At 63.5% G+C, this 23,890-nt stretch carries 19 protein-coding genes; 8 read left to right on the plus strand and 11 right to left on the minus strand.

Features of this window, described 5'->3' with window-relative positions; genetic code table 11:
- The first annotated feature begins 94 nt into the window (after positions 1–94).
- The 3 genes from AC1RCO_RS03080 to AC1RCO_RS03090 all read left to right on the plus strand — a co-directional run bounded on the left by AC1RCO_RS03080 (position 95) and on the right by AC1RCO_RS03090 (position 4,542).
- Complete coding sequence (locus AC1RCO_RS03080) at positions 95–1,585, plus strand: aldehyde dehydrogenase (RefSeq protein WP_123473560.1); 1,491 nt, start codon at positions 95–97, stop codon at positions 1,583–1,585.
- A 93-nt stretch (positions 1,586–1,678) separates the two neighbouring features.
- Positions 1,679–3,127: an APC family permease gene (locus tag AC1RCO_RS03085; RefSeq protein ID WP_492617369.1), complete on the plus strand. Its 1,449-nt coding sequence runs from the start codon at positions 1,679–1,681 to the stop codon at positions 3,125–3,127.
- A gap of 2 nt (positions 3,128–3,129) precedes the next feature.
- Entirely contained in the window at positions 3,130–4,542 is a 1,413-nt protein-coding gene (locus AC1RCO_RS03090) for an aspartate aminotransferase family protein (RefSeq protein WP_210711683.1), read from the plus strand.
- A gap of 139 nt (positions 4,543–4,681) precedes the next feature.
- On the opposite strand, the gene AC1RCO_RS03095 is transcribed toward AC1RCO_RS03090, so the two are convergent.
- From AC1RCO_RS03095 to AC1RCO_RS03125, 7 genes are all read right to left on the minus strand, one after another.
- The gene (locus tag AC1RCO_RS03095) at positions 4,682–8,857 is read right to left on the minus strand and encodes a putative Ig domain-containing protein (protein ID WP_492617370.1); all 4,176 of its coding nucleotides are present in this window, start codon (positions 8,855–8,857) and stop codon (positions 4,682–4,684) included.
- 126 nt (positions 8,858–8,983) lie between these two features.
- Positions 8,984–9,529, minus strand: coding sequence for a GNAT family N-acetyltransferase (locus AC1RCO_RS03100; RefSeq protein ID WP_053152325.1), 546 nt, complete (start codon positions 9,527–9,529; stop codon positions 8,984–8,986).
- On the minus strand, positions 9,526–10,083 hold the full coding sequence (locus tag AC1RCO_RS03105; RefSeq protein WP_492617371.1) for a phage tail protein: 558 nt from the start codon (positions 10,081–10,083) through the stop codon (positions 9,526–9,528). The genes AC1RCO_RS03100 and AC1RCO_RS03105 overlap by 4 nt, the downstream gene beginning before the upstream one ends.
- 28 nt (positions 10,084–10,111) lie before the next feature.
- Complete coding sequence (locus AC1RCO_RS03110) at positions 10,112–10,687, minus strand: phage tail protein (protein ID WP_492617372.1); 576 nt, start codon at positions 10,685–10,687, stop codon at positions 10,112–10,114.
- A gap of 17 nt (positions 10,688–10,704) precedes the next feature.
- A complete protein-coding gene (locus tag AC1RCO_RS03115; protein WP_492617373.1) occupies positions 10,705–11,250 on the minus strand; it encodes a phage tail protein in 546 nt (181 codons plus the stop codon).
- Positions 11,251–11,974: 724 nt separating this feature from the next.
- On the minus strand, positions 11,975–13,108 hold the full coding sequence (locus AC1RCO_RS03120; RefSeq protein WP_011061795.1) for a branched-chain amino acid ABC transporter substrate-binding protein: 1,134 nt from the start codon (positions 13,106–13,108) through the stop codon (positions 11,975–11,977).
- A gap of 121 nt (positions 13,109–13,229) precedes the next feature.
- Positions 13,230–14,483, minus strand: a complete 1,254-nt coding sequence (locus AC1RCO_RS03125) for a methionine gamma-lyase (protein ID WP_015635977.1) — start codon at positions 14,481–14,483, stop codon at positions 13,230–13,232.
- Positions 14,484–14,607: 124 nt separating this feature from the next.
- Between AC1RCO_RS03125 and AC1RCO_RS03130 the strand changes: the two genes are divergently transcribed.
- Positions 14,608–15,078 (plus strand): Lrp/AsnC family transcriptional regulator, encoded by a 471-nt coding sequence (locus AC1RCO_RS03130; RefSeq protein ID WP_011061793.1) that lies wholly within the window; start codon positions 14,608–14,610, stop codon positions 15,076–15,078.
- An 87-nt stretch (positions 15,079–15,165) separates the two neighbouring features.
- On the opposite strand, the gene AC1RCO_RS03135 is transcribed toward AC1RCO_RS03130, so the two are convergent.
- The 4 genes from AC1RCO_RS03135 to AC1RCO_RS03150 form a co-directional block, all read right to left on the minus strand.
- Positions 15,166–15,675, minus strand: a complete 510-nt coding sequence (locus AC1RCO_RS03135; protein ID WP_011061792.1) for a flavin reductase family protein — start codon at positions 15,673–15,675, stop codon at positions 15,166–15,168.
- Between the two features lie 106 nt (positions 15,676–15,781).
- On the minus strand, positions 15,782–16,816 hold the full coding sequence (locus AC1RCO_RS03140; RefSeq protein ID WP_026020140.1) for a methionine synthase: 1,035 nt from the start codon (positions 16,814–16,816) through the stop codon (positions 15,782–15,784).
- 27 nt (positions 16,817–16,843) lie between these two features.
- Positions 16,844–17,827: a DUF1852 domain-containing protein gene (locus tag AC1RCO_RS03145; RefSeq protein ID WP_015635975.1), complete on the minus strand. Its 984-nt coding sequence runs from the start codon at positions 17,825–17,827 to the stop codon at positions 16,844–16,846.
- A gap of 353 nt (positions 17,828–18,180) precedes the next feature.
- Positions 18,181–19,095: a LysR family transcriptional regulator gene (locus AC1RCO_RS03150; protein ID WP_011061789.1), complete on the minus strand. Its 915-nt coding sequence runs from the start codon at positions 19,093–19,095 to the stop codon at positions 18,181–18,183.
- A 106-nt stretch (positions 19,096–19,201) separates the two neighbouring features.
- Between AC1RCO_RS03150 and AC1RCO_RS03155 the strand changes: the two genes are divergently transcribed.
- From AC1RCO_RS03155 to AC1RCO_RS03170, 4 genes are all read left to right on the plus strand, one after another.
- Entirely contained in the window at positions 19,202–20,941 is a 1,740-nt protein-coding gene (locus tag AC1RCO_RS03155; RefSeq protein WP_262212142.1) for an amidohydrolase, read from the plus strand.
- A 202-nt stretch (positions 20,942–21,143) separates the two neighbouring features.
- Complete coding sequence (locus tag AC1RCO_RS03160; protein WP_492617374.1) at positions 21,144–22,199, plus strand: sugar phosphate isomerase/epimerase family protein; 1,056 nt, start codon at positions 21,144–21,146, stop codon at positions 22,197–22,199.
- Positions 22,200–22,219: 20 nt separating this feature from the next.
- The gene (locus tag AC1RCO_RS03165) at positions 22,220–23,107 is read left to right on the plus strand and encodes an alpha/beta fold hydrolase (RefSeq protein WP_236203819.1); all 888 of its coding nucleotides are present in this window, start codon (positions 22,220–22,222) and stop codon (positions 23,105–23,107) included.
- Between the two features lie 144 nt (positions 23,108–23,251).
- The gene (locus tag AC1RCO_RS03170; RefSeq protein WP_011061785.1) at positions 23,252–23,851 is read left to right on the plus strand and encodes a TetR/AcrR family transcriptional regulator; all 600 of its coding nucleotides are present in this window, start codon (positions 23,252–23,254) and stop codon (positions 23,849–23,851) included.
- Positions 23,852–23,890 lie beyond the last annotated feature (39 nt).

The raw sequence follows: 23,890 nt of genomic DNA on the forward strand, positions 1-23,890 counted from the left end.
TTTTTAGTATTTTTCCTCCGGCCCGCTGTGACGCACCATCGCTCTGGACCCAATAACCAGCAGGCCGTCGCAACGGCCGACGAGGGAATGCAGCGTGTTCGATCTCGGTTACTGGCAGCAGCGGGCTGCCCGACAAACATTCATTGACCAGGCGCTGATCGGCGGCCAGCGGTTGTCCGCCGAATCCGGCGCTACCTTCGATGCCATCAACCCGGCCACCCGCCAGGTGCTGGCCCGGGTCAGCGCCTGTGGCGCAGCCGAAGTGGACCTGGCGGTGGCCGCCGCGCGCCGGGCCTTCGAGCACGGGCCCTGGGCGCGCATGGCCCCGGTGGAGCGCAAGAAGGTCCTGCTGCGCCTGGCCGAACTGATGCTGGCCCACCGCGAGGAACTGGCCCTGCTGGACAGCCTGAACATGGGCAAGCCGGTGATGGACGCCTGGAACATCGACGTGCCCGGCGCGGCCAATGTCTTCGCCTGGTACGCCGAAAGCATCGACAAGCTCTACGATCAGGTGGCCCCCGGCGCCCGCAACAGCCACGCCAGCATCAGCCGCGTGCCCCTGGGGGTGATCGGCGCGGTGGTGCCCTGGAACTTCCCCCTGGACATGGCCGCCTGGAAGCTGGCGCCGGCCCTGGCGGTGGGCAACTCGGTGGTGCTCAAGCCCGCCGAGCAGTCGCCGTTCTCGGCGCTGCGCCTGGCCGAACTGGCCCTGGAGGCCGGTTTGCCGGAAGGCGTGCTCAACGTGGTGCCGGGCCTGGGCAGCGAAGCCGGACGGGCCCTGGGCCTGCACCCGGACGTGGATTGCCTGGTGTTCACCGGCTCCACCGAGGTGGGCAAGTTCTTCATGCAGTATTCGGCGCAGTCCAACCTCAAGCAGGTCTGGCTCGAATGCGGTGGCAAGAGCCCGAACCTGGTGTTCGACGACTGCCAGGACCTGGACCTGGCCGCAGAGAAGGCCGCCTTCGGCATTTTCTTCAACCAGGGCGAGGTGTGTTCCGCCAACTCGCGGCTGCTGGTGCAGCGCAGCATCCATGAACAGTTCGTGGAACGCCTCAAGGCCAAGGCCCGGGACTGGCGGCCGGGCAACCCGCTGGACCCGGCCAGCCGTGCCGGGGCCATGGTCGACGCGCGCCAGACCGCCAGCGTCGTGGGGCATATCGCGGTGGCCCTGGAGCAGGGCGCGCAGCTGGCCTGTGGCGGCCGGCAACTGAGCATCGATGGCAGCGACAACTACATCGAGCCGACCATCCTCACCGGCGTGGGCCCGGCGATGGCCATCGCCCGGGAAGAAGTGTTCGGCCCGGTGCTGGCGGTGACGCCGTTCGACGACGAGGAGCAGGCCATTGCGCTGGCCAATGACAGCGTCTACGGCCTGGCCGCCTCGCTGTGGAGCGACGACCTCAACCGCGCCCACCGGGTCGCCGGGCGCTTGCGGGCCGGCACGGTGTCGGTCAATACCGTGGATGCCCTGGACGTCACCGTGCCGTTTGGCGGTGGCCGGCAGTCGGGGTTCGGTCGCGACCTGTCGCTGCATGCCTTCGACAAGTACACCCAACTGAAAACCACCTGGTTCCAGCTGCGCTGAGCGCTGTGAACCCTCTGCGGCGCCGGGCTGGCGCCGCTGCACCTGCCGCCCCGGCGGCAGGCCCACAACAACAATAAGAACGGAGTGCGTGCCATGACTGCAAATCTCTCGACGGGGGCCTTGAGCCCCACCAACAAGGGCGGCCTGCGCCGGGTCCTGGGCCTGGGTTCACTGGTCTCGGTGGCTGTTGGCCTGGTGGTGTCCCAGGGGGTGATGGTGCTGATGCTGCAAGGGGCGGGGATGGCCGGGCTGGGCTTCTTCATCCCGCTGCTGCTGGCCTACCTGCTGGCCCTGACCTATGCCCTGTCGTTTTCCGAACTGGCGCTGATGGTGCCCCGGGCCGGCAGCCTGAGCAGCTACACCGAGGTGGCCATCGGGCATTTCCCGGCGATCCTCGCGACCTTCTCCGGCTACATGGTGGTGGCGATGTTCGCCCTGTCCGCGGAGCTGCTGCTTCTGGACCTGATCATCGGCAAGGTCTACCCCGGCGCGTTGCCGCCGATGCTGGTGGCCTATGGGGTACTCGGGGTGTTCACCTTGCTCAACCTGTTGGGCATCGACGTCTTCGCCAAGCTGCAGACGGTGCTGGCGGTGGTGATGGTGGTGATCCTGCTGACCCTGGGCCTGGGCGCCGTGAGCAGTGCCCAGGCCGACCTGCAACTGCCCCTGGACCAGGGCTGGAACCCCTTGCAAGTCGGCGCCCTGGCGCTGGCGGCCATGGCCATCTGGGGCTTTGTCGGTGCCGAGTTCGTCTGCCCGCTGGTGGAGGAAACCTGCAACCCGGAGCGCAATATCCCGCGTTCGATGATCATCGGCCTGAGCGTGATCTTCCTGGTGATTACCCTCTATTGCCTGGGCGCCTTGCTCTGTGTGCCGCGGGCGCAACTGGCCAGCGATCCGCTGCCGCATTTCCTGTTCGCCACCACGGTGTTCGGCGAGGCCGGCAAGCTGTTCCTGGTGGGGGCGGTGATCACCGCCACCTGCAGCACGGTCAACTCGTCCCTAGCGGCGCTGCCGCGGATGCTCTACGGCATGGCCCAGAACGGCCAGGCCTTTCCCCAGTTCAAGCGCTTGAGCCCCCGTGGCCGTACGCCCTGGGTGGCGGTGCTGTTCGTGGCGGCGCTGACCGGGCTGCCGATCCTGCTGCTGGGCCAGGACCCGGATTCCATCAGCCTGCTGTTGTTGGCCGCCGCCCTGGCGTGGCTGCTGGCCTATATCGTCGTGCACATCGACGTGATCGCCCTGCGCCGCCGCTACCCCGATGCGCCACGGCCGTTCCGCTCGCCGTTCTACCCCTGGCCCCAGGTGCTGGGTATCGTCGGCATGCTGTTTGCGATCTACCACGTTTCCCCATCCCCCGAGATGACCGCGCGGATCTTCGGCAGTGCCGGCGTGGTGCTGGGGGTGATTTCGCTGATCGCCGTGGTCTGGATCAAGCTGGTGATGCGCAAGCCGCTGTTCGTTCCCGAACCGCTGCTGCCCGGCGAACCGACCCTGGCAACCCAACCTTCCCTTGAACCCGCCTACCGTGCAGGAGAATGACCATGAGTACCTCCAACCAACAGCCGCAGCCGGCCGCGCCCCGCAGCACCCAGGATTACCAGGCCGCCGACGCCGCGCACCATATCCATGCCTTCCTCGACCAGAAGGCGCTGAACGCCGAGGGCCCGCGGGTGATCGTCCGTGGTGAGGGCCTGCACCTGTGGGACAACGACGGCAAGCGCTACCTGGACGGCATGTCCGGCCTGTGGTGCACCAACCTGGGCTATGGCCGCAAGGACCTGGCCGCTGCCGCCAGCGCCCAGCTGGAGCAATTGCCGTACTACAACATGTTCTTCCACACCACCCACCCGGCGGTGGTGGAGCTGTCCGAGTTGCTGTTCAGCCTGCTGCCCGGGCACTACAGCCACGCCATCTACACCAACTCCGGTTCCGAGGCCAACGAGGTGCTGATCCGCAGCGTGCGCCGCTACTGGCAGATCCTCGGCCAGCCGCAGAAGAAGGTGATGATCGGCCGCTGGAACGGTTACCACGGCTCGACCCTGGCGGCCACGGCCCTGGGCGGAATGAAGTTCATGCATGACATGGGCGGGTTGATCCCGGACGTGGCGCATATCGACGAGCCTTACTGGTTCGCCCACGAAGGCAACCTGACACCCGCCGAGTTCGGCTTGCGCTGCGCCCGCCAGCTGGAGGAGAAGATCCTCGAACTGGGGGCCGAGAACGTCGCCGGTTTCATCGCCGAGCCGTTCCAGGGCGCGGGCGGCATGATCTTCCCGCCGGAAAGCTACTGGCCACAAATCCAGCGCATCTGCCGCCAGTACGACGTGCTGCTGTGTGCCGACGAAGTGATCGGTGGTTTCGGTCGCACCGGCGAATGGTTCGCCCACCAGCATTTCGGTTTCGAGCCCGACACCCTGTCCATCGCCAAGGGCCTGACCTCCGGCTACATCCCCATGGGCGGCCTGGTGCTGAGCAAGCGCATTGCCCAGGTACTGGTGGAGCAGGGCGGGGTGTTCGCCCACGGCCTGACCTATTCCGGGCACCCGGTGGCAGCGGCCGTGGCCATCGCCAACCTCAAGGCCCTGCGCGATGAAGGGGTGGTGAGCCAGGTCAAGAACGATACCGGCCCCTACCTGCAGCAGTGCCTGCGGGAAGTGTTCGGCAACCACCCGCTGATCGGCGAGATCCAGGGCACCGGGCTGGTGGCGGCGTTGCAGTTCGCCGAGGACAAGGCCAGCCGCAAGCGTTTCGCCAACGAGAACGACATCGCCTGGCGCTGCCGCACCCTGGGTTTCGAAGAGGGGGTGATCATTCGCTCGACCCTCGGGCGGATGATCATGGCTCCGGCCCTGGTGGCCAGCCGTGGCGACATTGACGAGTTGGTGGACAAGACCCGCCGCGCAGTGGAACGCACCGCCGGGGAAATCGAGGCGGGCACTCTGCCGAAGAGCTAAGCGCAACGCAGACCCGTCCCCCTTGAGTGGCATCACCCGCCGCAGCCTGGCTGCGGCGGTTTTTTTTGCCTGTCACTCGGCAGGGGAAGCATTTCCTTCTGCGTGCCCCGGTGATGGGGCGTTAGCCTGTGGTCAGCCTCTAGAACTTCCCGTTCAAACCGATGCGCAGGCTGTCGTTGCGTTCATCCGAACCCAGCGCGGTCTTATAGGAGAAGCCCATTTGCCAGGCACGCCCGAGGTTGAAGTCAACACCCATGTCCAGGCTGGCGAAGTCGCGGTCCAGGGCATCGGGCTTGAGCCGGTAGAGAAGGCCTTCATCGCCCTGGTCGGTGTAGCGCATCTTGTAGTCGCTGCTGCTACTGAAGTTGTGACCCCAGGCCAGGCCAACCTTGGGGGTAACCACGCCGACCCGGGTCATCAGGTCGTAACCGGTGCGCAAGCCCAGGTAGGAGGTGAAGTTCTGCTGGTTTTGTTCGTCATAGGAAAGCCCGTAGATGCCTCCGCCCTTTTCACTGAAGGCGTCCAGGCGTGTGGCGCTGGCGTTCAAGCGGCTGTAGGGGGTCAGCGACAATGGCCCCTGGCGGTACTCGTAGCTGGCGGTCAGCGAGGCGAACAACTGGTCGGCATCGCGCGAGCCTCGGGCATAGTCGTCGTTGCTGCCCGTGATGTAGCGACGCGAGTCGAAGCTGATGCGGTTGTAGCCCAGCAGGCCGTCGACAAACACCTGGGGCGCCAGGTTCAGGCTCAGGTAGGTGGCGATGCCGATGGCGTCCGCATCGCTGCGGGTCTTGTTGCTGCCGATCTCGCTGCGGTCGTTGCCGTAGCCGATCCCGACCCCGGCGATCAGCGTGGGCGACAGCCGATAGTCGACGCCGGCGCTCAGGCCCAGGGTGGTGAAACTGTTGCCCTGGGCGCCACGGGCGTGGGTCGAGCCGGTGTTGACGAAACCGTCGCTCCAGAACGCCAGGTCATCCTGCTTGCAGTTGTCCTGCGCGGCAGCGGCGGCCTCGCGTTTTTCCTGCTCGGTCTGGTTGGCCGAATCTCCCAGTTGTTCCTTGATCACCTTGGCGACCTCGCCCAGCGGTACGTTGCTGCCGTCCTTGCGCAAACTGGCGTTGAACGAATTGCGGTCGCAGCGCATCTGGTGCAACTGCTCCATACGCTGGTTGAAGTTGTCCATCTGGGTACTGGCAAAGCGTTCCGCGGCGCGGGTCTGGGCGTTGAGCAGGCCGATGACCTCGGCGTCCCTGGTCGGGTCCGCACGGGTCTGGATGATGAAGCTCATGGTGCTGGAGGCGCTGGAGCCGCTGAGGTTGTGCAGGCCGAAGCTGACGACCGCCGTACCGGCGAAGGCCGCCGATGGCACGAAGCGCATCGAGAAGGGGCCCATCATCATCGCCCGGCCGGCCGAGGCCGGGGTCACCGTGCCCAGGGTGGCGTGGGTGAACGGGCCGCCGGTGGCGCCCTGGGTCAGGTCGACGGTGGCCGACTGGCCCGCTGCGAGGATCTGGCTGGAGGCGGGCACGGTGATCGCCACGGCAGCGATGGTGATCGAATAGGCCTGTGAGCCCGTGGCACCGTTGGCATCGGTGGCGGTGATGACCAGGTTGCTGCTGCCGCTGGTAGTCGGCGTACCGCTGATCAGGCCGTTGGCGGTGTTCAGGCTCAGGCCCGTCGGCAGGCTACCGCTGGTGATGCTGTAGCTGTAGGGAACGGTGCCGCCGGTGGCGCTGAGGGTTGCGCCGTAGGGGCTGCCTGCCGTGCCGGCCCCCAGGGACGCCGGGGTCAGTACCAGGCTGGGCGCGCTGACGGTGATGGTCACCGTGGCCGGGCTGGAAGTGCCGCTGGCGTTGGTGGCGGTGTAGGTGAAACTGTCGGCGCCGGAGAAACCGGCGGTGGGCGTGTAGCTGATGCTGGTGCCGCTGGCCGTGGCAGTCCCGTGGCTGGCGGCGCTGGCCACGGCGACGCTGGTGGCGGCGCCGCCACTGAGGCTCAGAGGGATCGGGTTGGCGCTGCTGTTGGCCGCGACCGTGGCGCTGACGGCGCTGGCAACCGGTGCCTGAATATTGATGGTGATCGAGTAGGCCTGGGACCCGGTGGCGCCGTTGTTATCGGTGGCGGTGATGGTCAGGTTGGAGGTGCCAGCGGCGCTTGGTATGCCGCTGATCGCACCGGTGCCGGTGTTCAGGCTGAGGCCGGTCGGCAGGCTGCCGGATGTGATGCTGTAGCTGTAGGGCACAGCGCCGCCGGTGGCGTTGAGGGTTGCGCTATAGGGCGTGCCGGCGGTGCCGTTGCTCAGGGAGCCGGGGCTCAGGGTGATGCTCGGGGCACTGACGGTAATGCTCACCGTGGCCGGGCTGGAAGTGCCGCTGGCGTTGGTGGCGGTGTAGGTGAAACTGTCGGCGCCGGAGAAACCGGCGGTGGGGGTGTAGCTGATGCTGGTGCCGCTGGCCGTGGCAGTCCCGTGGCTGGCGGCGCTGGCCACGGCGACGCTGGTGGCGGCGCCGCCACTGAGGCTCAGAGGGATCGGGTTGGCGCTGCTGTTGGCCGCGACCGTGGCGCTGACGGCGCTGGCAACCGGTGCCTGAATATTGATGGTGATCGAGTAGGCCTGGGACCCGGTGGCGCCGTTGTTATCGGTGGCGGTGATGGTCAGGTTGGAGGTGCCAGCGGCGCTTGGTATGCCGCTGATCGCACCGGTGCCGGTGTTCAGGCTGAGGCCGGTCGGCAGGCTGCCGGATGTGATGCTGTAGCTGTAGGGCACAGCGCCGCCGGTGGCGTTGAGGGTTGCGCTATAGGGCGTGCCGGCGGTGCCGTTGCTCAGGGAACCGGGGCTCAGGGTGATGCTCGGGGCACCAACGGTAATGCTCACCGTGGCCGGGCTGGAAGTGCCGCTGGCGTTGGTGGCGGTGTAGGTGAAACTGTCGGCACCGGAGAAACCGGCGGCCGGCGTGTAGCTGATGCTGGTGCCGCTGGCCGTGGCGCTGCCATGGCTGGGGGCGCTGGCCACGGCGACGCTGGTGGCGGCACCACCGGTGATGTTCAAGGGAATCGTGTTGGCGCTGCTGTTGGCCGCGACCGCGGTGCTCAGTGCGTTGGCAACTGGTGGCAGGCCGTTGATCAACAAGGTGTAGGCGCGAGAGCCGGTGGCGCTGTAGGCGTCGGTGGCGGTGATGGTCAGGTTGAAGGCACCACCGGCAGTGGGGGTGCCGCTGAGGGTACCGGTGCCGGTGTTCAGGCTCATGCCGGCCGGCAGGCTGCCGGCAGTGATCGCGTAGCTGTAGGGGGCGGTGCCCGCGGAGGTGCTCAGGGTCTGGCTGTAGGCCGTGCTTTGAGTGCCGTTGGGCAGAGTTGTCGGTGTTATCGCCAGGGTGGGCGGGGTGACGGTGATGGTCACCGTAGCCGGGCTGGAAGTGCCGCTGGCGTTGGTGGCGGTATAGGTGAAGCTGTCGGTGCCGGAGAAACCGGCGGTGGGGGTGTAGCTGATGCTGGTGCCGCTGGCCGTGGCAGTCCCATGGCTGGCGGCGCTGGCCACGGCGACGCTGGTGGCGGAGCCGCCACTGAGGCTCAGAGTGATCGAGTTGGCGCTGCTGTTGGCGGCCACCGTGGCGCTGACCGGGCCGACTGTGGGGGCGGGCACGGCGTAGGTATAGCCATTGGTCAGGGTCGCGCTGCCGCCAGGGGTGATGATCGTTACGTTCACTGCGCCCGCGGCATGAGCCGGTGTGGTGGCCGTGATGGTCGTGGCGTTGTTGACGGTATAACTGGGGGCCGCCGTGCCGCCGAAGCTGACCGAGGTGGCGCCGGTAAAATTGCTGCCGGTGAGGGTGACGGCGGTGGCGCCTGCGATGCTGCCGCTGTTTGGGCTGACCGACGTCAGGGTTGGGACCGCAGAACTGGTGACCACCAGGTTGTAGGTGGCGACTCCAGCCTGGCCAACGCCGTCATTCAGGGAAATGCTGAAGGTATAGTTGCCGGCGGTGGTCGGTGTGCCGTGCAGGGTGGTGGCTGAACTGTGGGGCGAGGAGTCGAGGATCAACCCCGGCGGCAGGCAGGGGGTAATGCCATCGTAGCCCGGATCGTCGATGTCGCACTGGAACCATTGATCCAGGGGTGTTGCGCCGCCCACGGAAAGGATCGGGATGCTCATCGACTGGCCCACCGCAACTGACGGCAGGGTAGTGCCCGATACCGGGCTGGTGATCACTGGCGCTGCGGCCTGGGCCTGGGCAGCCAGGGCCAGGTTCAACAGCAGGAAGAGAAAGGCCAGCGGACGTGCCAGCCAAGCGTGGAAACAACTGCGTGATGTTTTCATAAAGGCTTCCTGCCATGCGACCTGCTTGGTTGAGTCGCATCCAGCGTGTAAGGGAGTCAAGGACGAAGGTGGAAAATACGCAGGCTGCCTGATTCGGGCGTCCTGGCAGTAATACGCATTCAGGCTTCAGGGGTTGTCCAGATCCTCACGGACCGGTCGTTGTGCCGGCCGCTGCATTTGCAGGTATAGGCCATTCTCTTCAATGGGCTCAAAGCCCAGCCGTTGATACAGGCGCCGGGCCCGGCTGGCGGTTTCGACGCTCAGGCTGCTGTTGTGCCCCTGGGCGTCGGCCTGCGCCAGGATCGCCCGCAACAGTCGGGTACCCAGGCCTTGGCCATGCCAGGCGGGCAGCAGGGCGATATCGATGATGCGCTGCTCAGTGGCGTGCCGATGCAGGCACAGGCGGCCGATGGGCTGGCCGGCCTGCTCGACAATCAGCCACTGCGCCTCGGGGTAGTGCCGCTCATAGTGCTGGCGTTGCAACTCGGCCTGGTTGTGCAGGAACGCCCGTCGTTGGGCGTCGCTCCAGCCAGGAACGGCACTGACCTCGTCCCAACGGCGGGACACGAACAGCTCCCGCAGGAAGGCCAGGTCGTCAGCGCTCTGCGGACGCAGCCTGGCGCCGGCCGGCAGCGTGACCTGCAGGAGAGAGTCAAGGCATGATCTGGTCACGATTGCTGTGGGTACTCGCCGTTCAGGCAGATGCAATAGCGCAGGGTCAGGAAAGGCTGCATCACATCGCGCGTCGAACCTGTCTTCGCCGCCTCCGTACCGTTCGTGGTCACCGTACTTGGATGCAGGCTTGGTCCCGGAGCAGCGGCGGGCGGCACTGTGCCGTTGTACAAGCGCACACCCCGTGGTTGTGCCAGGTAGGCAGTGCCATTGGCCAGGTCCAGGGCGCCAGTGGTGTCGGTGCCGTCCTTGGCCAGTACGTGATGGGTATGGGGCGCAAAGTGTGCTGGCAACAAGGTCGTTGTATCGCCGCCCACGGCCTGGCCCAGGGATCGATTGGTCAGGTTGGCGCCCTGGCCGGTGCCGATGGTGACGCGACTTTTGAGGTTGGGCAGATTGAAACTGGTCCCGGCAGTACCGCCATAAGTGAGGCCGATCACGGAGTACAGTGCGGGGTAATTCTGCACGAGCAACGTGCTGCCGTCGCAGACGGCCCAGTTATCGGGAGCGAAGTTGAAGGGAAAGAGCCTGATTTCACCAGTAAAAGCGTCCATGGTCGAGCATTCCTGAAGTTAAGAGAAACTAGGGCTTTTGTGGGTAGTAGCCGTTCAGGCAGATGATGTAGGTGATCGCCAGGGACCCCATCATGTTGCTGTGTGGCTCGACTGCTTTATTGGGGATACCCAGAGCCGGGCTAAGAAAGTTGGGGCTCATGCTGACCACCGCCGATGTGCTGTCGCCCTTGCTGTAAAGGCCGGTAAAGCTGCCTTCAAGCTTGAACTTGCCAAAGGTGTAGCTATTGGCCGGTTGGTTGGCGGGGAGCGGGTTGGCGGATGTGACCTCGCTGGAACTGACCTGGAAGCCATGGATGTGCGGTGGGGTATTGAGCGCACTCATGGTGACTTGCTCGGTCCCTACGGCCTGGCCCAGGGCCCGGGGTGTGAAGCCGGGTCCATTGCCCTGGCCGATGGGGGTACGGCCGCGGTAGTCAGGCAGGTAGAAGGTGTTGCTGCCATCACCGCCGTAGGTCGTGCCGATCAGGGAGTAAAGGGCTTCAAAGTTCCGGATCAACAGTTGCGCACCGTTACACAGGGCCCAGCCCCTGGGGGCAAAGTTGCCGGCAAACATGCGGATTTCTCCGAGGTATGCATCAGACATATCACTATCCTTAGTCGTTAGGCCCGGGGTGGGTAGGTGCCGGTGACGGCAATGCAGAAGTTGCCGACGATCGACGGCTGCATGTTCGGCAGTGGATAGCCGAGGGTGGTCACCACTGTGGTCGGGTTGATCGTCACGCGATCTTTGTCGGCATAAGCGACATAGGTGGGCTTGGATACGGCGCCTTTGGACGTCGAACTGATGGCGGGAATATTTCCCGCCGGCCCGCCGGTGCCGGCGGTGACCGCGACATTGGCGACATGGTTGTGGGCGGGCAGGTTGTTGAGGGTCAGTGCGACCCACTCGGCGCCGTCCATGCTGCCCAGTTCATGTACCCCCAGCACAGGGCTGGTCGACACGACAGGGTTTTCCCCCAGGGCTGCGCGGCCTCGAAGGTCTGGCAGGCCGAAGGTGGTTCTACCGTCGCCGCCGTAGCGATCGCCGAGCAGGCTGGCCAGCGCCGTATAGTTCGCGACGTCGAGGATCTGCCCCTGGCACAAAAGCCAGCCTTGTGGGGCCCAGGACCAGGGGAACAGACGAATCTCGCCGAGAAAGGGTTCCATGTTCTTCGCTCCTTGAAAAGAGGCCTGGCAGAAGTACTTTCCGCAGCTGGCAATTTGATGTTGCGCACGATATACAAAATCGAATTTAGTTAGCAAACAGTATTTCTATCCATGAAAAAAGAGGAACTACTTCCCGGTGTTAGTGGGTTTGCGGCTTATCTTTTTTTACTTGGTCGGTAACATTAAGTTCATCTTGATCGGTAACATTCGATGCGCGTCACAGTCTTGTGCTTTAACGTTTTAGTTGCTGCATAAGCGCAGCGCGGTAAGCCTCATGCCTGGCGGCTTGGCACTAAAGATACAGGCCTTGAGGCATATCGAATGCTGGCTTGCGGCGGGTGGGCGGGGGTTATTGCGCTGCTCGCGAAAGTCCTCTAGTTCGGGCTTTTCAGGCCCTTTCATCACGAGCTCTAGTTGAGCGGGAGACGGCAGTGAAAAGTTCAGAAGAAAACAAAGCAGGCTAACGATCTTCCTGGGCGGGAAGCATGGGCCGCTTCCACGGGGAGGGTTCTGGAGTATAAGCAGAGGCTTTGGAAAGTGTTACCCGAAGCGATCCTTGTTGTTACCCGTTCTTTAAGTTGTTCCCAACTAGAATACTCGGGAATTAGTGCTTTAAGTCTGGCTTGAAAGGCGTTGTTCAAGCGGTGTGCAGAGTTTCTTTCAGGCCTTGCACCTGAAACGGGTAGGGCGCCGCTGCCCTGGCAGGCGGCACCCGGTGCCCGGCTTAGAGCCCGGCGTTTTCCGCCGCTACGCTTTTCGGCTTGCCGTAGTGCCACTCATAGACCACGAACTTGAAGTCCTTGAGATCGCCTTTCTCGTCGAAGCTCAGGTCGCCGGTGGGGGTCTTGAAGGTGCCCTTGTGGATCGCCTCGGCGACTTTTTCCGGGTCTTCGCTCTTGGCTGCGGCGATGCCTCCGGCAATCACTTCCACGGCCGAGTAGGACGGCAGCACGAACGGGCCGCTGGGGTTTTCCTTCTTGGCTTCGAAGGCCTCCACCAGGGCCTTGTTGGCCGGGTCCTGGTCGAAGGACTTGGGCAGGGTCACCAGCATGCCTTCGGAAGCGTCCTTGGCGATCTGCGAGATCGAGTCGTTGCCCACGCCTTCAGGCCCCATGAAGCGTGCGGTCAGGCCCTTTTCCTTGGCCTGGCGCAACAGCAGGCCCATTTCCGGGTGGTAGCCGCCGAAGTAGACGAAATCCACATTGGCCTGCTTGAGCTTGGCCAGGATCGAGGAGTAGTCGCGTTCGCCGACGTTGATGCCTTCGAACATCGCCACCTTGATGCCTTCCTTGCCGAGGATGTCCTTGACCGAGCTGGCAATGCCTTCGCCGTACTGTTGCTTGTCGTGCAGCACCGCCACATTGGTCGGCTTGAGCTGGGCGATGTAGCGTGCCGCCGCCGGGCCCTGGGCGTTGTCCAGGCCGATGGTGCGGAACACCATCTTGTAGCCACGGGCGGTGAGCTCTGGGCTGGTGGCGGCCGGGGTGATCATCACGATGCCTTCGTCTTCGTAGATGTCCGACGCGGGTTGGGTGGAGCTGGAGCACAGGTGTCCGACCACGAACTTGACGCCGTCGTTGACCACCTTGTTGGCCACGGCGACCGCTTGCTTGGGGTCGCAGGCATCGTCGTATTCCACGGCCACCAGTTGCTTGCCGTCGACGCCACCCTTGGCGTTGATCTGCTCGATGGCCATGCGCGCGCCGCTGAACTGCATGTCACCGTATTGCGCCACCGGGCCGGTCTTGGCCCCGGCGATGCCGATCCGGATGCTGTCGGCTGCCATGGAATGGCAGGCCAGGCCGGCAAGGATCATGGCGCTGAGCAGTTGGGTGGCTTTGTTATTGATACGACTCATGGGTTGTTCCACTCCTGTGGGTTACGGTTCTAAGGGTGTTGCGGGTGTTGCCTGGACTGCCGGCGCTCGGGCGCCGGCAGGGTGTTGTAGTCGGCTTTGCCGCCAGATGTGCTGATCCTGCTCAAGGCAGGGCCTTGCCGATCCGGCCCACGGCCTCCAGGGTGGGGCGCGCGGGTTCGGCGCTGGCGTCCAGGGCCTGGGCGATGTCGGCCAGCAGGTCGGCGATGTCTTCCAGCCCCACCGACAGCCGTACCAGGCCCTCGGCGATGCCGTGTTCGGCCCGTTCCTCCTGGGTGTAGGTGGAATGGGTCATGCTCGCCGGGTGCTGGGCCAGGGATTCGGCATCCCCCAGGCTGACCGCGCGGCTGAACAGCCCCAGGGCGTTCATGAAGCGTCGCCCGCTGGCCAGCCCGCCCTTGAGTTCGAAGGCGATCATGCCGCCGGGCAGCTTCATCTGTCTTGCGGCCAGGGCGTGTTGGGCAAAGGATGCCAGCCCCGGGTAGGCGACCCAGGCCACGGCGGGGTGGTCCTGGAGGAACTGGGCGACGGCCTGGGCGTTGGCGCAATGGCGATCCATGCGCAGGGCCAGGGTCTTGAGGCCGCGCATCAGGAGAAAAGCGTCCTGGGGCGAGAGCACCGCGCCGGTCAGGTCCTTCAGGCCCTGCAGGCGGATGCGTTCGGCCAGGGCCTGGCCGGTGACCACGATGCCGGCGGTGATGTCGCCATGGCCGCTGAGGTACTTGGTGGCCGAGTGCAGCACCAGGTCGGCGCCCAGTTCCAGCGGGCGCTGCAGGTAAGGTGTGCAGTAGGTGTTGTCCACCGCCACGAGCAGGCCGGGATGCTGGCGGGCCACCTGGGCCACGGCGGCGATGTCCACCAGTTGCATGTTGGGGTTGGCCGGGGTTTCGAAATAGATCATCCGCGTGGCCGGGCCGATGGCCGCCCGCAGCTCGCCCAGGTCGGTCAGGTCGACATGGCGTACCTTGACGCCGAATTCGCCAAGGCCGTGGTGCAGCAGGGCAAAGGTGCAGCCGTACAAAGTCTGGCCGACGATGACCTCGTCGCCCGGGCGCAGCAGGGTCCACAAGGTCGCGGCAATCGCCCCCATGCCGGAGCCGAACGCCACGGCCGCTTCGCCGTTTTCCAGGGCGGCCATGCGCGCTTCCAGCAACGCCAGGGTCGGGTTGCCGATGCGGGTATAGAAGTAGCCGGGTTCTTCACCGGCAAAACAGCCGGCGCCGTATTCGGCGGTGGCGAAGGTGAAGGTGGAGGTCAGGTAGATCGGCGGGATCAGCGCGCCCTGATGCTCCTGGGGGTTGTAGCCGTGATGGATGGCACGGGTGGAAAAACCAAGGTCACTGTTTTTATTGTTCATGGTGAACGCTCCCGGATTTGCTCTAATGCTATGCTCAAATCCGGCGCAATAATTTCCAATATCGGCCCTTTAAAACCGAATAATTGGAATAATTAACCATAAAAATAAGATAAAAAGGTAAGACATGCCTCTCGATCTGGACCGTATCGACAAAGCCCTGCTGATCGCCCTGCAAGACAACGCCCGGCTGACCAATGCCGAGCTGGCGGACAGCGTCGCCTTGACCACCTCGCCGTGCTGGCGCCGGGTGAAGATTCTCGAAGAGAGCGGGGTGATTACCGGTTACCAGGCGATCCTCTCGCCCAAGGCGCTGGGCTATGGGGTCACCGCCTTTGTCAGCGTGATGATGGAATCCCACTCCCAGGACACCGCCCGGGCCTTCGAGCAGAGGCTGCTGGAGATCCCGGAAATCATCGCCTGCCACAACGTCTCCGGGCGCTACGACTTTCTCCTCGAAGTACTGGCCAAGGACCTGGAATCCTTCGGCGAATTCGCCCGTGAAGTGTTGCAGACCCTGCCGGCGGTGAAGGAGATCTATTCGAGCTTTTCCTTCAAGTCGGTCAAGCCGTTGCGGCAGATTCCGGTACAAGAGTGAGCGCAGGCGGGGCGCCAGCGTCCCTGCGATTCACAAGCAACCTTGCTGTCTGAAACAGGCCCTCAGCGAAGGAGCGCCGGCCAGGGTTCACACCGCGCCCGGGGCCGCGAGGTTGCAATATTGTCCTTTGAAATACAGCAATGGCTGCGCAGCCGCCGCTTGCTGCAGGTTCAGCGCCTTGACTTCACCGATCACGATCAGGTGGTCACCGGCGACGTGTTCGGCATGAATTTCACAATCGAGCCAGTGCAGGCTGCCGGCAATGATCGGGTTGCCCAGCGGCGATTCCTGCCATTGAACTCCCTGCCACTTGTCCGTGCCTTTGCTTGCGAACTGGTTGGAAATCCTGACCTGCTCGCCTGAGAGGATATTGACCATGAATCGGCCCGCCTGACGAATCTTGGGGTAGCTGGCCGAGCTGGACATGACGCTGAATGACACCAGCGGCGGGCTCATCGACACGCTATAGAACGACTGGCACGTAAAGCCGAGCGGCTCGCCATCAACCTGTGAGGTAATCACCGTGATGCCGGATGCGTAGTGCCCGAGCGCTTCGCGAAAGCGCATTGGCTCGATAGCCGTACTGGGAAGTGACATGGCGGGTCCTGAATATTGGGTACTGTCCGACAGCGCGCAGAGGGGTGAAGCGGCGGCTTTTCAATCCACTGCCTCACCCCTCTGGCACACCACTTGCGGCTTTAGCTCAGCGCAGGTTCGAGAGTTCTCTTCGGATGATTTCTGCGCCGGCACTCAAAGCCTTCAGCTTGCCCCTTGCCACGCCACGGGATAAGGGCGCCATGCCACAGTTGGTGCAGGGATAGAGCTTGTCGGCATCCACGAACTGCAATGCCTTGCGCAAGGTGTCGGCCACTTCCTCGGGTGTTTCAATGGTGTTGGAGGCCACATCAATGGCCCCGACCATCACCTTCTTGCCTCTGATGAGTTCAATGAGATCCATTGGGACATGAGAGTTGTGACATTCCAGCGAGACGATATCGATACTGGATTTCTGCAGCTTGGGGAACGCCTCTTCATATTGCCGCCACTCTGAGCCCAGGGTCTTTTTCCAGTCCGTATTGGCCTTGATGCCATAGCCATAGCAAATGTGCACCGCCGTTTCGCATTTAAGACCTTCAATGGCCCTTTCCAGGGTGGCCACACCCCAGTCATTCACTTCATCGAAGAAGACGTTAAAGGCGGGCTCATCAAACTGGATGATATCCACGCCGGCCGCCTCCAGCTCCCTGGCTTCCTGGTTGAGGATCTTGGCGAATTCCCAGGCCAGTTTCTCGCGGCTTTTGTAATGGCTGTCATAAAGCGTGTCGATCATCGTCATCGGGCCTGGCAGCGCCCACTTTATGGGTTGCTCGGTCTGCTGGCGCAGAAACTTGGCATCTTCCACGAAAACCGGCTTCTGGCGACTGACAGCCCCCACCACCGTGGGGACGCTCGCATCATAGCGATCACGAATCCTGACGGTTTCACGTTTTGCAAAATCAACGCCGCTGAGGTGTTCGATGAACGTCGTGACAAAGTGCTGACGTGTCTGCTCGCCATCACTGACGATATCAATGCCTGCTTGCTGTTGTTCTTGCAGTGACAAGCGCAAGGCGTCCTGCTTGCCTTCAACCAGTTCTTCCTCTTGCAACTTCCAGGGCGACCAGAGTGTTTCAGGTTGTGCAAGCCAGGAAGGTTTAGGCAAGCTGCCGGCAGTTGAAGTGGGTAACAACTTTTTCATCATGGGTGACCTTGTATTTTTGATGAGTCAAAGAGCGTAATTGGCGGACCACTGCTCAAGAATGGTCTGGTATGGCTTGATGAAGTTGTTCTCGACAAACTGCCCTTGCTCAATCGCCAGGCGGCTACGTTCTTCTCGGTCATAGACAATTCGAGTCAATGAATAGTCCTGGTGCTTCAGGCTCGGTTGATAGGATTTGCCTGCTGCAGAGTTGGCATTGTAGATCTCTGGCCGGTAAATCTTCTGGAAGGTGTCCATCGTGCTGATGGTGCTGATCAGTTCCAGGTTGGTGTAATCACTGAGCAAATCGCCGGCAAAGTAGAAAGCCAAAGGCGCAACGCTGTTGGACGGCATGAAGTAACGAACTTTCAACCCCATCTTGTTGAAGTACTCATCTGTTAGAGAGTATTCGTCCTGCTGGTATTCAATGCCCAGTACAGGGTGCTGGTTTTCAGTCCGATGGTAGGTCTTGCTGCTCGAAACGCTCAGGCAGATCACCGGTGGCTTGTTGAAGTTTTCCTTGTAAGTGCTGGAGTTGATGAAGTGCTTGAATAGCTTTCCATGCAGCTCTCCGAAGTTTTCCGGAATGCTGAACTTTGGTCGCTCCCTGTTGTGCTCCGGCAACAGCACGCTGAAGTCGTAGTCCCGTACGTAAGAGGAAAAGTTGTTTCCTACAACGCCCTCAAAGCGTTCGTTGGTCTTTCGATCGAAAATATTGGTTTTCAATATTTCAATCAGGGGGATGGCATGGCCACTGCTTCGAGTGTCGATGTCCATCTCCACGGAGATGATTTCAAGCTCGACTGCATAACGATCGCCCTTGGGGTTATCCCAATGCGCCAAGGCATTGAAGCGGTTGTCAATCATCCTCAAGGTATTGCGCAAGTTCTCTTGGCGACTCTTGCCCCTGGCCAGGTTGGCAAAGTTGGTGGTGATGCGCGTATTCTCGGACGGGTGATAATCTTCGTCGAAGCAAATGCTCTTGATGGTGAATGTGAAATCGTTGTTCATTGTGATCTGGCATCCTGATTTCCGAGATAAGTCCTGAACTTGTTTATTGGCTTTCAGTGCTTTCCAGTTTTGTGCCTGGTTGCTTTTGCTCGGTAGTCTTTATGTTGTCTATTATTGAGGCGCATCTTATGTCGAGCTATTAATTGAGTACTAATGAATTGATTTCACCAGGTCTTTAGTCACATTCATGATGAGATATTCACTCAATCGCAAAAGCCTATTTGCCCCAGTATTCATTGCCCGGCCAAACCACTGGTTGAGGGTGTGCCTGGGCTCTGGCGCAATCCGACCCGTGGTGGCTGCGGCAGCACTCGACGGGGCTGCCAGTGCCAGATGGGCCGGGAGCTGGCCCATCAATGCAATTGCTGCTCGTCCAGGTAGCGGTTCAGGCATTCGATGAACGCCTGGTGCTTGCGCGTCTGGCGCCGGTGGGCGGGGTAGATCACATGGATCCTCGGGCCGAACTGCTCCGGGTCCAGCTGCGCCTCGGGCAGCAGTTGCACCAGCTCGCCGCGACGCAGGTAGGGCGCGGCGCTCCACTGCGGGCACAGTTGCAGGCCCAGCCCGGCCAGTAGGGCACCGAACAGGAAATCGTAATTGTCACTGGCCAGCCGCGGCACCGGCTGGGGCACACGCTGCTGCTCGCCATTCAAGGTGAAGCGCCAGAAATGCGGGTTCAGTGCCGGGTGACGGAAGATCAGCCAGTCATGCTCGGCAAAATGCGCCGGGGTCACCGGCAAGGGCTGGCGCTGCAGATAGCGCGGGCTGGCGCAGAGCAGGATGCGGTTGGCCGTCAACGGGCGGGCGATCAGGTCCGGCAGTTCCACCGGCCCGTCGCGCACGGCCAGGTCATAGCCGCCACTTTGCAGGTCGACGAATTCGTCGGTGAGCTCCACGTCCAGGCGCATCTGCGGGTACTGCTCAAGAAAGCCGTAGCAGGCGCCATTGAGAAAGGCCGGGGCGAAGGAGGGCGGCGCCACCAGGCGCAGGGTGCCGCACATTTCCTGCTGCAGGCGCTCGATGTCTTCCCCGGCCTGTTGCAGCTGGCGCAATACCTGCCGGGCGCTGGCCAGGTAGATATGCCCGGCCTCGGTGAGGGCGATCCGGCGTGTGGAGCGCTCCAGCAAGCGGGTGCCGAGCTGGCTCTCCAGGTGGCTCACTGCCTTGGTCAGGGCCGAGGTGGTCTTGCCCAGGCACGCGGCGGCGCGGGTGAAGCTGCCCTGATCGACCGTGGTCACGAACATGGTGATGGCGCCCAGCTGGTCCATTGCAGTCTTGCCTCTTTGGAAAGGATGGGTTGCGCGAAGCAGTATTCTTAAGCACCGGTGACTTGGCTAGTCTCTGGCGCATTCTGAGCCAAGGGTGCGAACAACAATGAAAAAGACGCTGAATATCACGCTGGCCTCGGCCCTGGCCCTGGTCTCGCTGCACAGCCAGGCCGCGGTGGACCTGGTGCTGCACAACGCCAAGGTGTTCACCGCCGAGCAGGGCCAGCCCCTGCAACAGGCGGTGGCGGTGGAGCAGGGGCGCATCGTCATGGTCGGCAGCGATGTCCAGGTGCTGGCGCTGAAGGCCCCGGGCACCCAGGTCATCGACCTGCAGGGCAAGGTGCTGATGCCGGGGTTCATCGACAGCCACAGTCATGCCATCTTCGGGGGCCTGAAGCTCAAGGCCGCCGACCTGGAAAGCCAGCAGCTGCCCCTGGACGAGCTGGAACAGCGCCTGCGCGGCTGGCGCGATGACGGCAAGGCGCGGCATGGCGAGATCCTCAGCGTCAGCGGTTTTCCCTCGACCTACTGGAGCCAGGTGGACGCCCTGGAACAGCGCTTCAACCAGGGCGAATGGGCCGATGTACCGATTCTGTTCGTTGGCTGGGACTACCACACCGGCTGGGCCAACCGCGCCATGCTCAAGCGCGGCGGCATAGACGCCGCGCGGGTCAAGGCGCTACAGGGCGAGGCCCAGGCCACCATCGGCCATCACCCGGACAGCAGCCCCAACGGTTTTGTCGCCGATGCCGGGCTCTCGGCCCTGACCTCGCAGCTGCCGCCGCCGAGCTTCGAGCAGTTGCTCGACGCCGGGCGCGCCGCCCGCGACCTCAACCTGAGCCTGGGCATCACCGCGCTGATGGACCCGGCGGCCAACGCCACCCCGGGCGACGCGCTGTTCGCCATGCATCCCACGGCCCAGACCGTCGGTGTGCTGCCGGTGTACAAGGCGCTGGCGCAGAAGGGCGAGCTGACCCTGCGGGTCGCGGCCCTGATGGTGGCCAATCCCAAGAGCCGCCCGGCGGACCTGGAGGTGCTGGAGCAGGTGCGCCAGCAGTTCCTCGGGGTGCCGAACCTGAGCCTGCCGGGGATCAAGATCTTCGCCGACGGTGTCGCCGAGTTTCCGGCGCAGACCGCTTCCCTGCTGACCCCCTACAAGAACTCGAAGAAGGACGGCGAACTGCTGATCGACCCGGCGCATTTCGGCGAGCTGGTCAGCGCCGCCGATGCCCGTGGCTGGCTGGTGCATGTACATGCCATTGGCGACCGCGCGGTGCGCGAATCCCTCAACGGCATCGAGCAGGCGCGGCGTGATCGCCAGAGTGGGGTGGTGCACTCCATCACCCACTTGCAGATGGTCAACCCCAAGGAGTTCGCCCGCTTCAAGCCACTGGACGTGATCGCCTCCATGCAGCTGTACTGGGCCGCCGCCGATGAGCTGAGCATCGATTTGCTCCAGCCCTACATCAGCGCCATGCAGTTCCAGTTCATGTACCCGGCCCGCTCGCTGCTGAAGAACGGCGCCACCATCGCCGGGGCCAGCGACTGGCCGGTAAGCACCCCGGAACCCTGGAAGGCCATCGCCCAGGCCATCAGCCGCAAGGGGCCCAAGGGCGTGTTGAACAAGGACGAAGGCATCGACCGGGAAACCATGTTCTACGCCTACACCCGCAACGCCGCGCGGGCCATTGGCCTGGAGCAGCAGATCGGCAGCCTGGCCCCGGGCAAGCAGGCCGACCTGATCGTTCTTGACCGCGATGTGTTCCAGGTGCCCCAGGAGCAACTGGCGCAAACCCAGGTGCTCAAGACCTACTTTGCCGGGCGTGAGGTGTATAGCCGGCCGTGATGCTGCATGGATACCGGCCGGGCCCGCGATCTTCATCGCGGGCTTTTTTTTGCCTTGTCGACCACTGCGACGCCTTCGCTGGCAAGCCAGCGCCTACGGGCGAACGGCCTCACGGCCAAACACTTTTCTGCACGGCGATGATTGACGTGGCCAGAGCGTATCCCTATTCTTTGTCGACCGACAAAGAATAGGGAGCAGTTCGATGAAAACCCTCAAGGGGCCCAGCCTGCATCTGGCGCAATTCAGCGCCGAGACGGCGCCGTTCCACAATTTGCCGGCGATTGCCCAATGGGCCGCCGACCTGGGTTTCAAGGCGCTGCAGATCCCTGCCTGGGATGCGCGGTTGTTCGACGTCGCCACGGCGGCCGAGAGCCAGGACTACTGCGATGAACTCAAGGGCCAGCTGGCGCAGAAGGGCCTGCAGATCAGCGAGCTGACCAGCCATATCTTCGGCCAGCTGGTGGCGGTGCACCCGGCCTACGACGCGATGTGCGACAACTTCGCGCCGCCAGCGCTGCGGGGCAATCCGCAAGCCAGAACGGCCTGGGCCATGGAGCAGATGAAGCTGGCGGCCAAGGCTTCGCGCCGCCTGGGGCTGAGTGAGCTGGGGACCTTTTCCGGGTCCCTGGCCTGGCCTTATCTGTTTCCCTTTCCCCAGCGCCCCGAAGGCCTGATCGAGACGGCGTTCGACGAGCTGGCGCGGCGCTGGCGGCCGATCCTCGATGCCTGCGACGAGCAGGGGGTCAACCTGTGCTACGAGATCCACCCCAGCGAGGACCTGCACGACGGCACCAGCTTCGAACGCTTCTATGAATTGGTGGACCATCACCCGCGTTGCAACATTCTCTTCGACCCCAGCCACTTCGTGCTGCAACAGCTGGACTACCTGAGTTACCTGGACATCTACCACGAGCGCATCCGCATGTTTCATGTCAAGGATGCCGAGTTCAATCCCAGCGGCCGCCAGGGCATCTACGGCGGCTACAGCGCCTGGGTCGAGCGCGCCGGGCGCTTCCGCTCCCTGGGCGATGGCCAGGTGGACTTCAAGGGGATCTTTTCCAAACTGACGCAATACGACTACCCGGGCTGGGCGACCCTGGAATGGGAGTGCTGCCTCAAGGATCAGGAGGATGGCGCCCGGGAAGGTGTCGAGTTCATCAACCGGCACATGATCCAGGTCACCCAGCGCATCTTCGACGACTTCGCCGGCGCGCAGATCGACCGCCAACAGATCAACGCCATGCTCGGCATTGCCTGACCCCTCAGCGAGAACACACCATGAACGCTTTGACTGACACCCTCCAGGCCGACAGCCTCGACCTGGTTCACCGCTATGTGCGCGTCGATGGCCAGCGCATCCACTGTGTCACCGCCGGCACGGGCCGGCCGGTGCTGCTGATTCCCGGCTGGCCGCAGACCTGGTACGCCTGGCGTCAGGTGATCCAGGCCCTGGCTGCCCAAGGCTTCCAGGCCATTGCCGTGGACCCGCCGGGCAGCGGCCAGTCCGACCGCCCTGAGCACGGCTACGACACCGGCCATGTGGCCGGGGTGCTGCACCAGGTGATGGGGCAGTTGGGTTTCGAGCGCTACAGCGTGGTCGGCCACGACGTCGGCATGTGGATCGCCTACGCCTTGGCCAGCGACCATCCGCAGGCGGTGGAGCGCCTGGCGCTGACCGAGGCGGTGATCCCCGGGCTGGCGGATGCACCACCGATTTTCGTCGCGCCGGAGCAGAACATCTTTCTCTGGCACTTCATGTTCAACCAGCTGCGGGATTTGCCGGAAGCCTTGATCGCCGGGCGCGAGCGGGCCTACCTGAATTACATCTTCGACCACTGGTCCCATCGCCGCGAGGCGGTGGCCGCCGAAGTCTACATCGAGGCCTACGCTGCCCCGGGCGGTTTGCGCGCAGGCTTCGCCTATTACCGGGCGATCCCCGAGACGGTGCGCCAGAATCAGCTGCGCGCGCAGCAGCCGCTGACCATGCCGGTGCTGGCCATTGGTGCCGAGCACGCCACCAACGATGCACCTCTGCTGACCCTGCAGGGCCATGCCAATGACCTGCGCGGGGCCATTGTCGAGGACTGCGGGCACTTCATCATGGAAGAGGCACCGGAGGAATTTCTCGCGCTGCTGCTGCCGTTTCTGCAGGAGGGCCGTGACTGAAGCAGGGCACAGGCAAGGCCGCGGCCACGGAAATTGGCCGCGGCCGGCGCAAATCTAATATCATTTCGTCCCGGCGCCCTGCGCCAACCGGCTGTTCGGGCTCAACCGAACGCCTTCCCTGTCCCGACGAGATACCCGACCCCCATGGCTGGAAGACCCCGCGAATTCGACCGTCACCAGGCACTGCGCCAGGCGCTCGAACTGTTCTGGCGCCGTGGTTTCGAAACCACCTCCATGGCCGACCTGGTGGCGGCCCTGGGCATCGCCTCGGCGCGCATCTATGCCGCCTTCGGCTCCAAGGAGGCGTTGTTTCGCGAGGCCATCGAGCTGTACGAAAGCCAGGAAGGCGGTTTCGCCGACCTGGCCCTGCAAGAGCCCTGCGCCTACGTCGCCATCGAGCGCATGCTGCAAGAGGCGGTGGCACTCTACACCCGGGCTGACGGCCCCCGTGGCTGCATGGTGGTGGCCTCGGCGGTGAACTGCTCAAGCGACAACGACAGCGTGCGCGAATGGCTGGCCGAACATCGCCGGGCGCGTACCGCAAGCATTATCCAGCGCCTGGAAGCCGCGCAGCAGGCGGGTGAATTGCCCGGCCACAGCGATGCAACTTCCCTGGGCGATTATTACTCTACGGTGCTCCACGGGCTGTCGGTGCAAGCCCGCGACGGCGTCAGTGCGGCGCGCCTGCTGCAGGGCGTGGCGCTGGCCATGCAGGTCTTTGCGCGAACCGCCCAAGGGAATTGAAGCGGCGCTGCACCCTGGCTCCGCCTGGGAGCCTTTGCC

It is taken from the genome of Pseudomonas sp. GW823-FHT03E05 (assembly GCF_058796855.1).

Excerpts from the sequence above, each read along its gene's own strand:
- AC1RCO_RS03085 (WP_492617369.1), top strand. The coding sequence starts at position 1,679 with ATGACTGCAAATCTCTCGACGGGGGCCTTGAGCCCCACCAACAAGGGC.
- AC1RCO_RS03090 (WP_210711683.1), top strand. The coding sequence starts at position 3,130 with ATGAGTACCTCCAACCAACAGCCGCAGCCGGCCGCGCCCCGCAGCACC.
- AC1RCO_RS03095 (WP_492617370.1), bottom strand. The coding sequence starts at position 8,857 with ATGAAAACATCACGCAGTTGTTTCCACGCTTGGCTGGCACGTCCGCTG.
- AC1RCO_RS03105 (WP_492617371.1), bottom strand. The coding sequence starts at position 10,083 with ATGGACGCTTTTACTGGTGAAATCAGGCTCTTTCCCTTCAACTTCGCT.
- AC1RCO_RS03110 (WP_492617372.1), bottom strand. The coding sequence starts at position 10,687 with ATGTCTGATGCATACCTCGGAGAAATCCGCATGTTTGCCGGCAACTTT.
- AC1RCO_RS03115 (WP_492617373.1), bottom strand. The coding sequence starts at position 11,250 with ATGGAACCCTTTCTCGGCGAGATTCGTCTGTTCCCCTGGTCCTGGGCC.
- AC1RCO_RS03120 (WP_011061795.1), bottom strand. The coding sequence starts at position 13,108 with ATGAGTCGTATCAATAACAAAGCCACCCAACTGCTCAGCGCCATGATC.
- AC1RCO_RS03125 (WP_015635977.1), bottom strand. The coding sequence starts at position 14,483 with ATGAACAATAAAAACAGTGACCTTGGTTTTTCCACCCGTGCCATCCAT.
- AC1RCO_RS03130 (WP_011061793.1), top strand. The coding sequence starts at position 14,608 with ATGCCTCTCGATCTGGACCGTATCGACAAAGCCCTGCTGATCGCCCTG.
- AC1RCO_RS03135 (WP_011061792.1), bottom strand. The coding sequence starts at position 15,675 with ATGTCACTTCCCAGTACGGCTATCGAGCCAATGCGCTTTCGCGAAGCG.
- AC1RCO_RS03140 (WP_026020140.1), bottom strand. The coding sequence starts at position 16,816 with ATGAAAAAGTTGTTACCCACTTCAACTGCCGGCAGCTTGCCTAAACCT.
- AC1RCO_RS03145 (WP_015635975.1), bottom strand. The coding sequence starts at position 17,827 with ATGAACAACGATTTCACATTCACCATCAAGAGCATTTGCTTCGACGAA.
- AC1RCO_RS03150 (WP_011061789.1), bottom strand. The coding sequence starts at position 19,095 with ATGGACCAGCTGGGCGCCATCACCATGTTCGTGACCACGGTCGATCAG.
- AC1RCO_RS03155 (WP_262212142.1), top strand. The coding sequence starts at position 19,202 with ATGAAAAAGACGCTGAATATCACGCTGGCCTCGGCCCTGGCCCTGGTC.
- AC1RCO_RS03160 (WP_492617374.1), top strand. The coding sequence starts at position 21,144 with ATGAAAACCCTCAAGGGGCCCAGCCTGCATCTGGCGCAATTCAGCGCC.
- AC1RCO_RS03165 (WP_236203819.1), top strand. The coding sequence starts at position 22,220 with ATGAACGCTTTGACTGACACCCTCCAGGCCGACAGCCTCGACCTGGTT.
- AC1RCO_RS03170 (WP_011061785.1), top strand. The coding sequence starts at position 23,252 with ATGGCTGGAAGACCCCGCGAATTCGACCGTCACCAGGCACTGCGCCAG.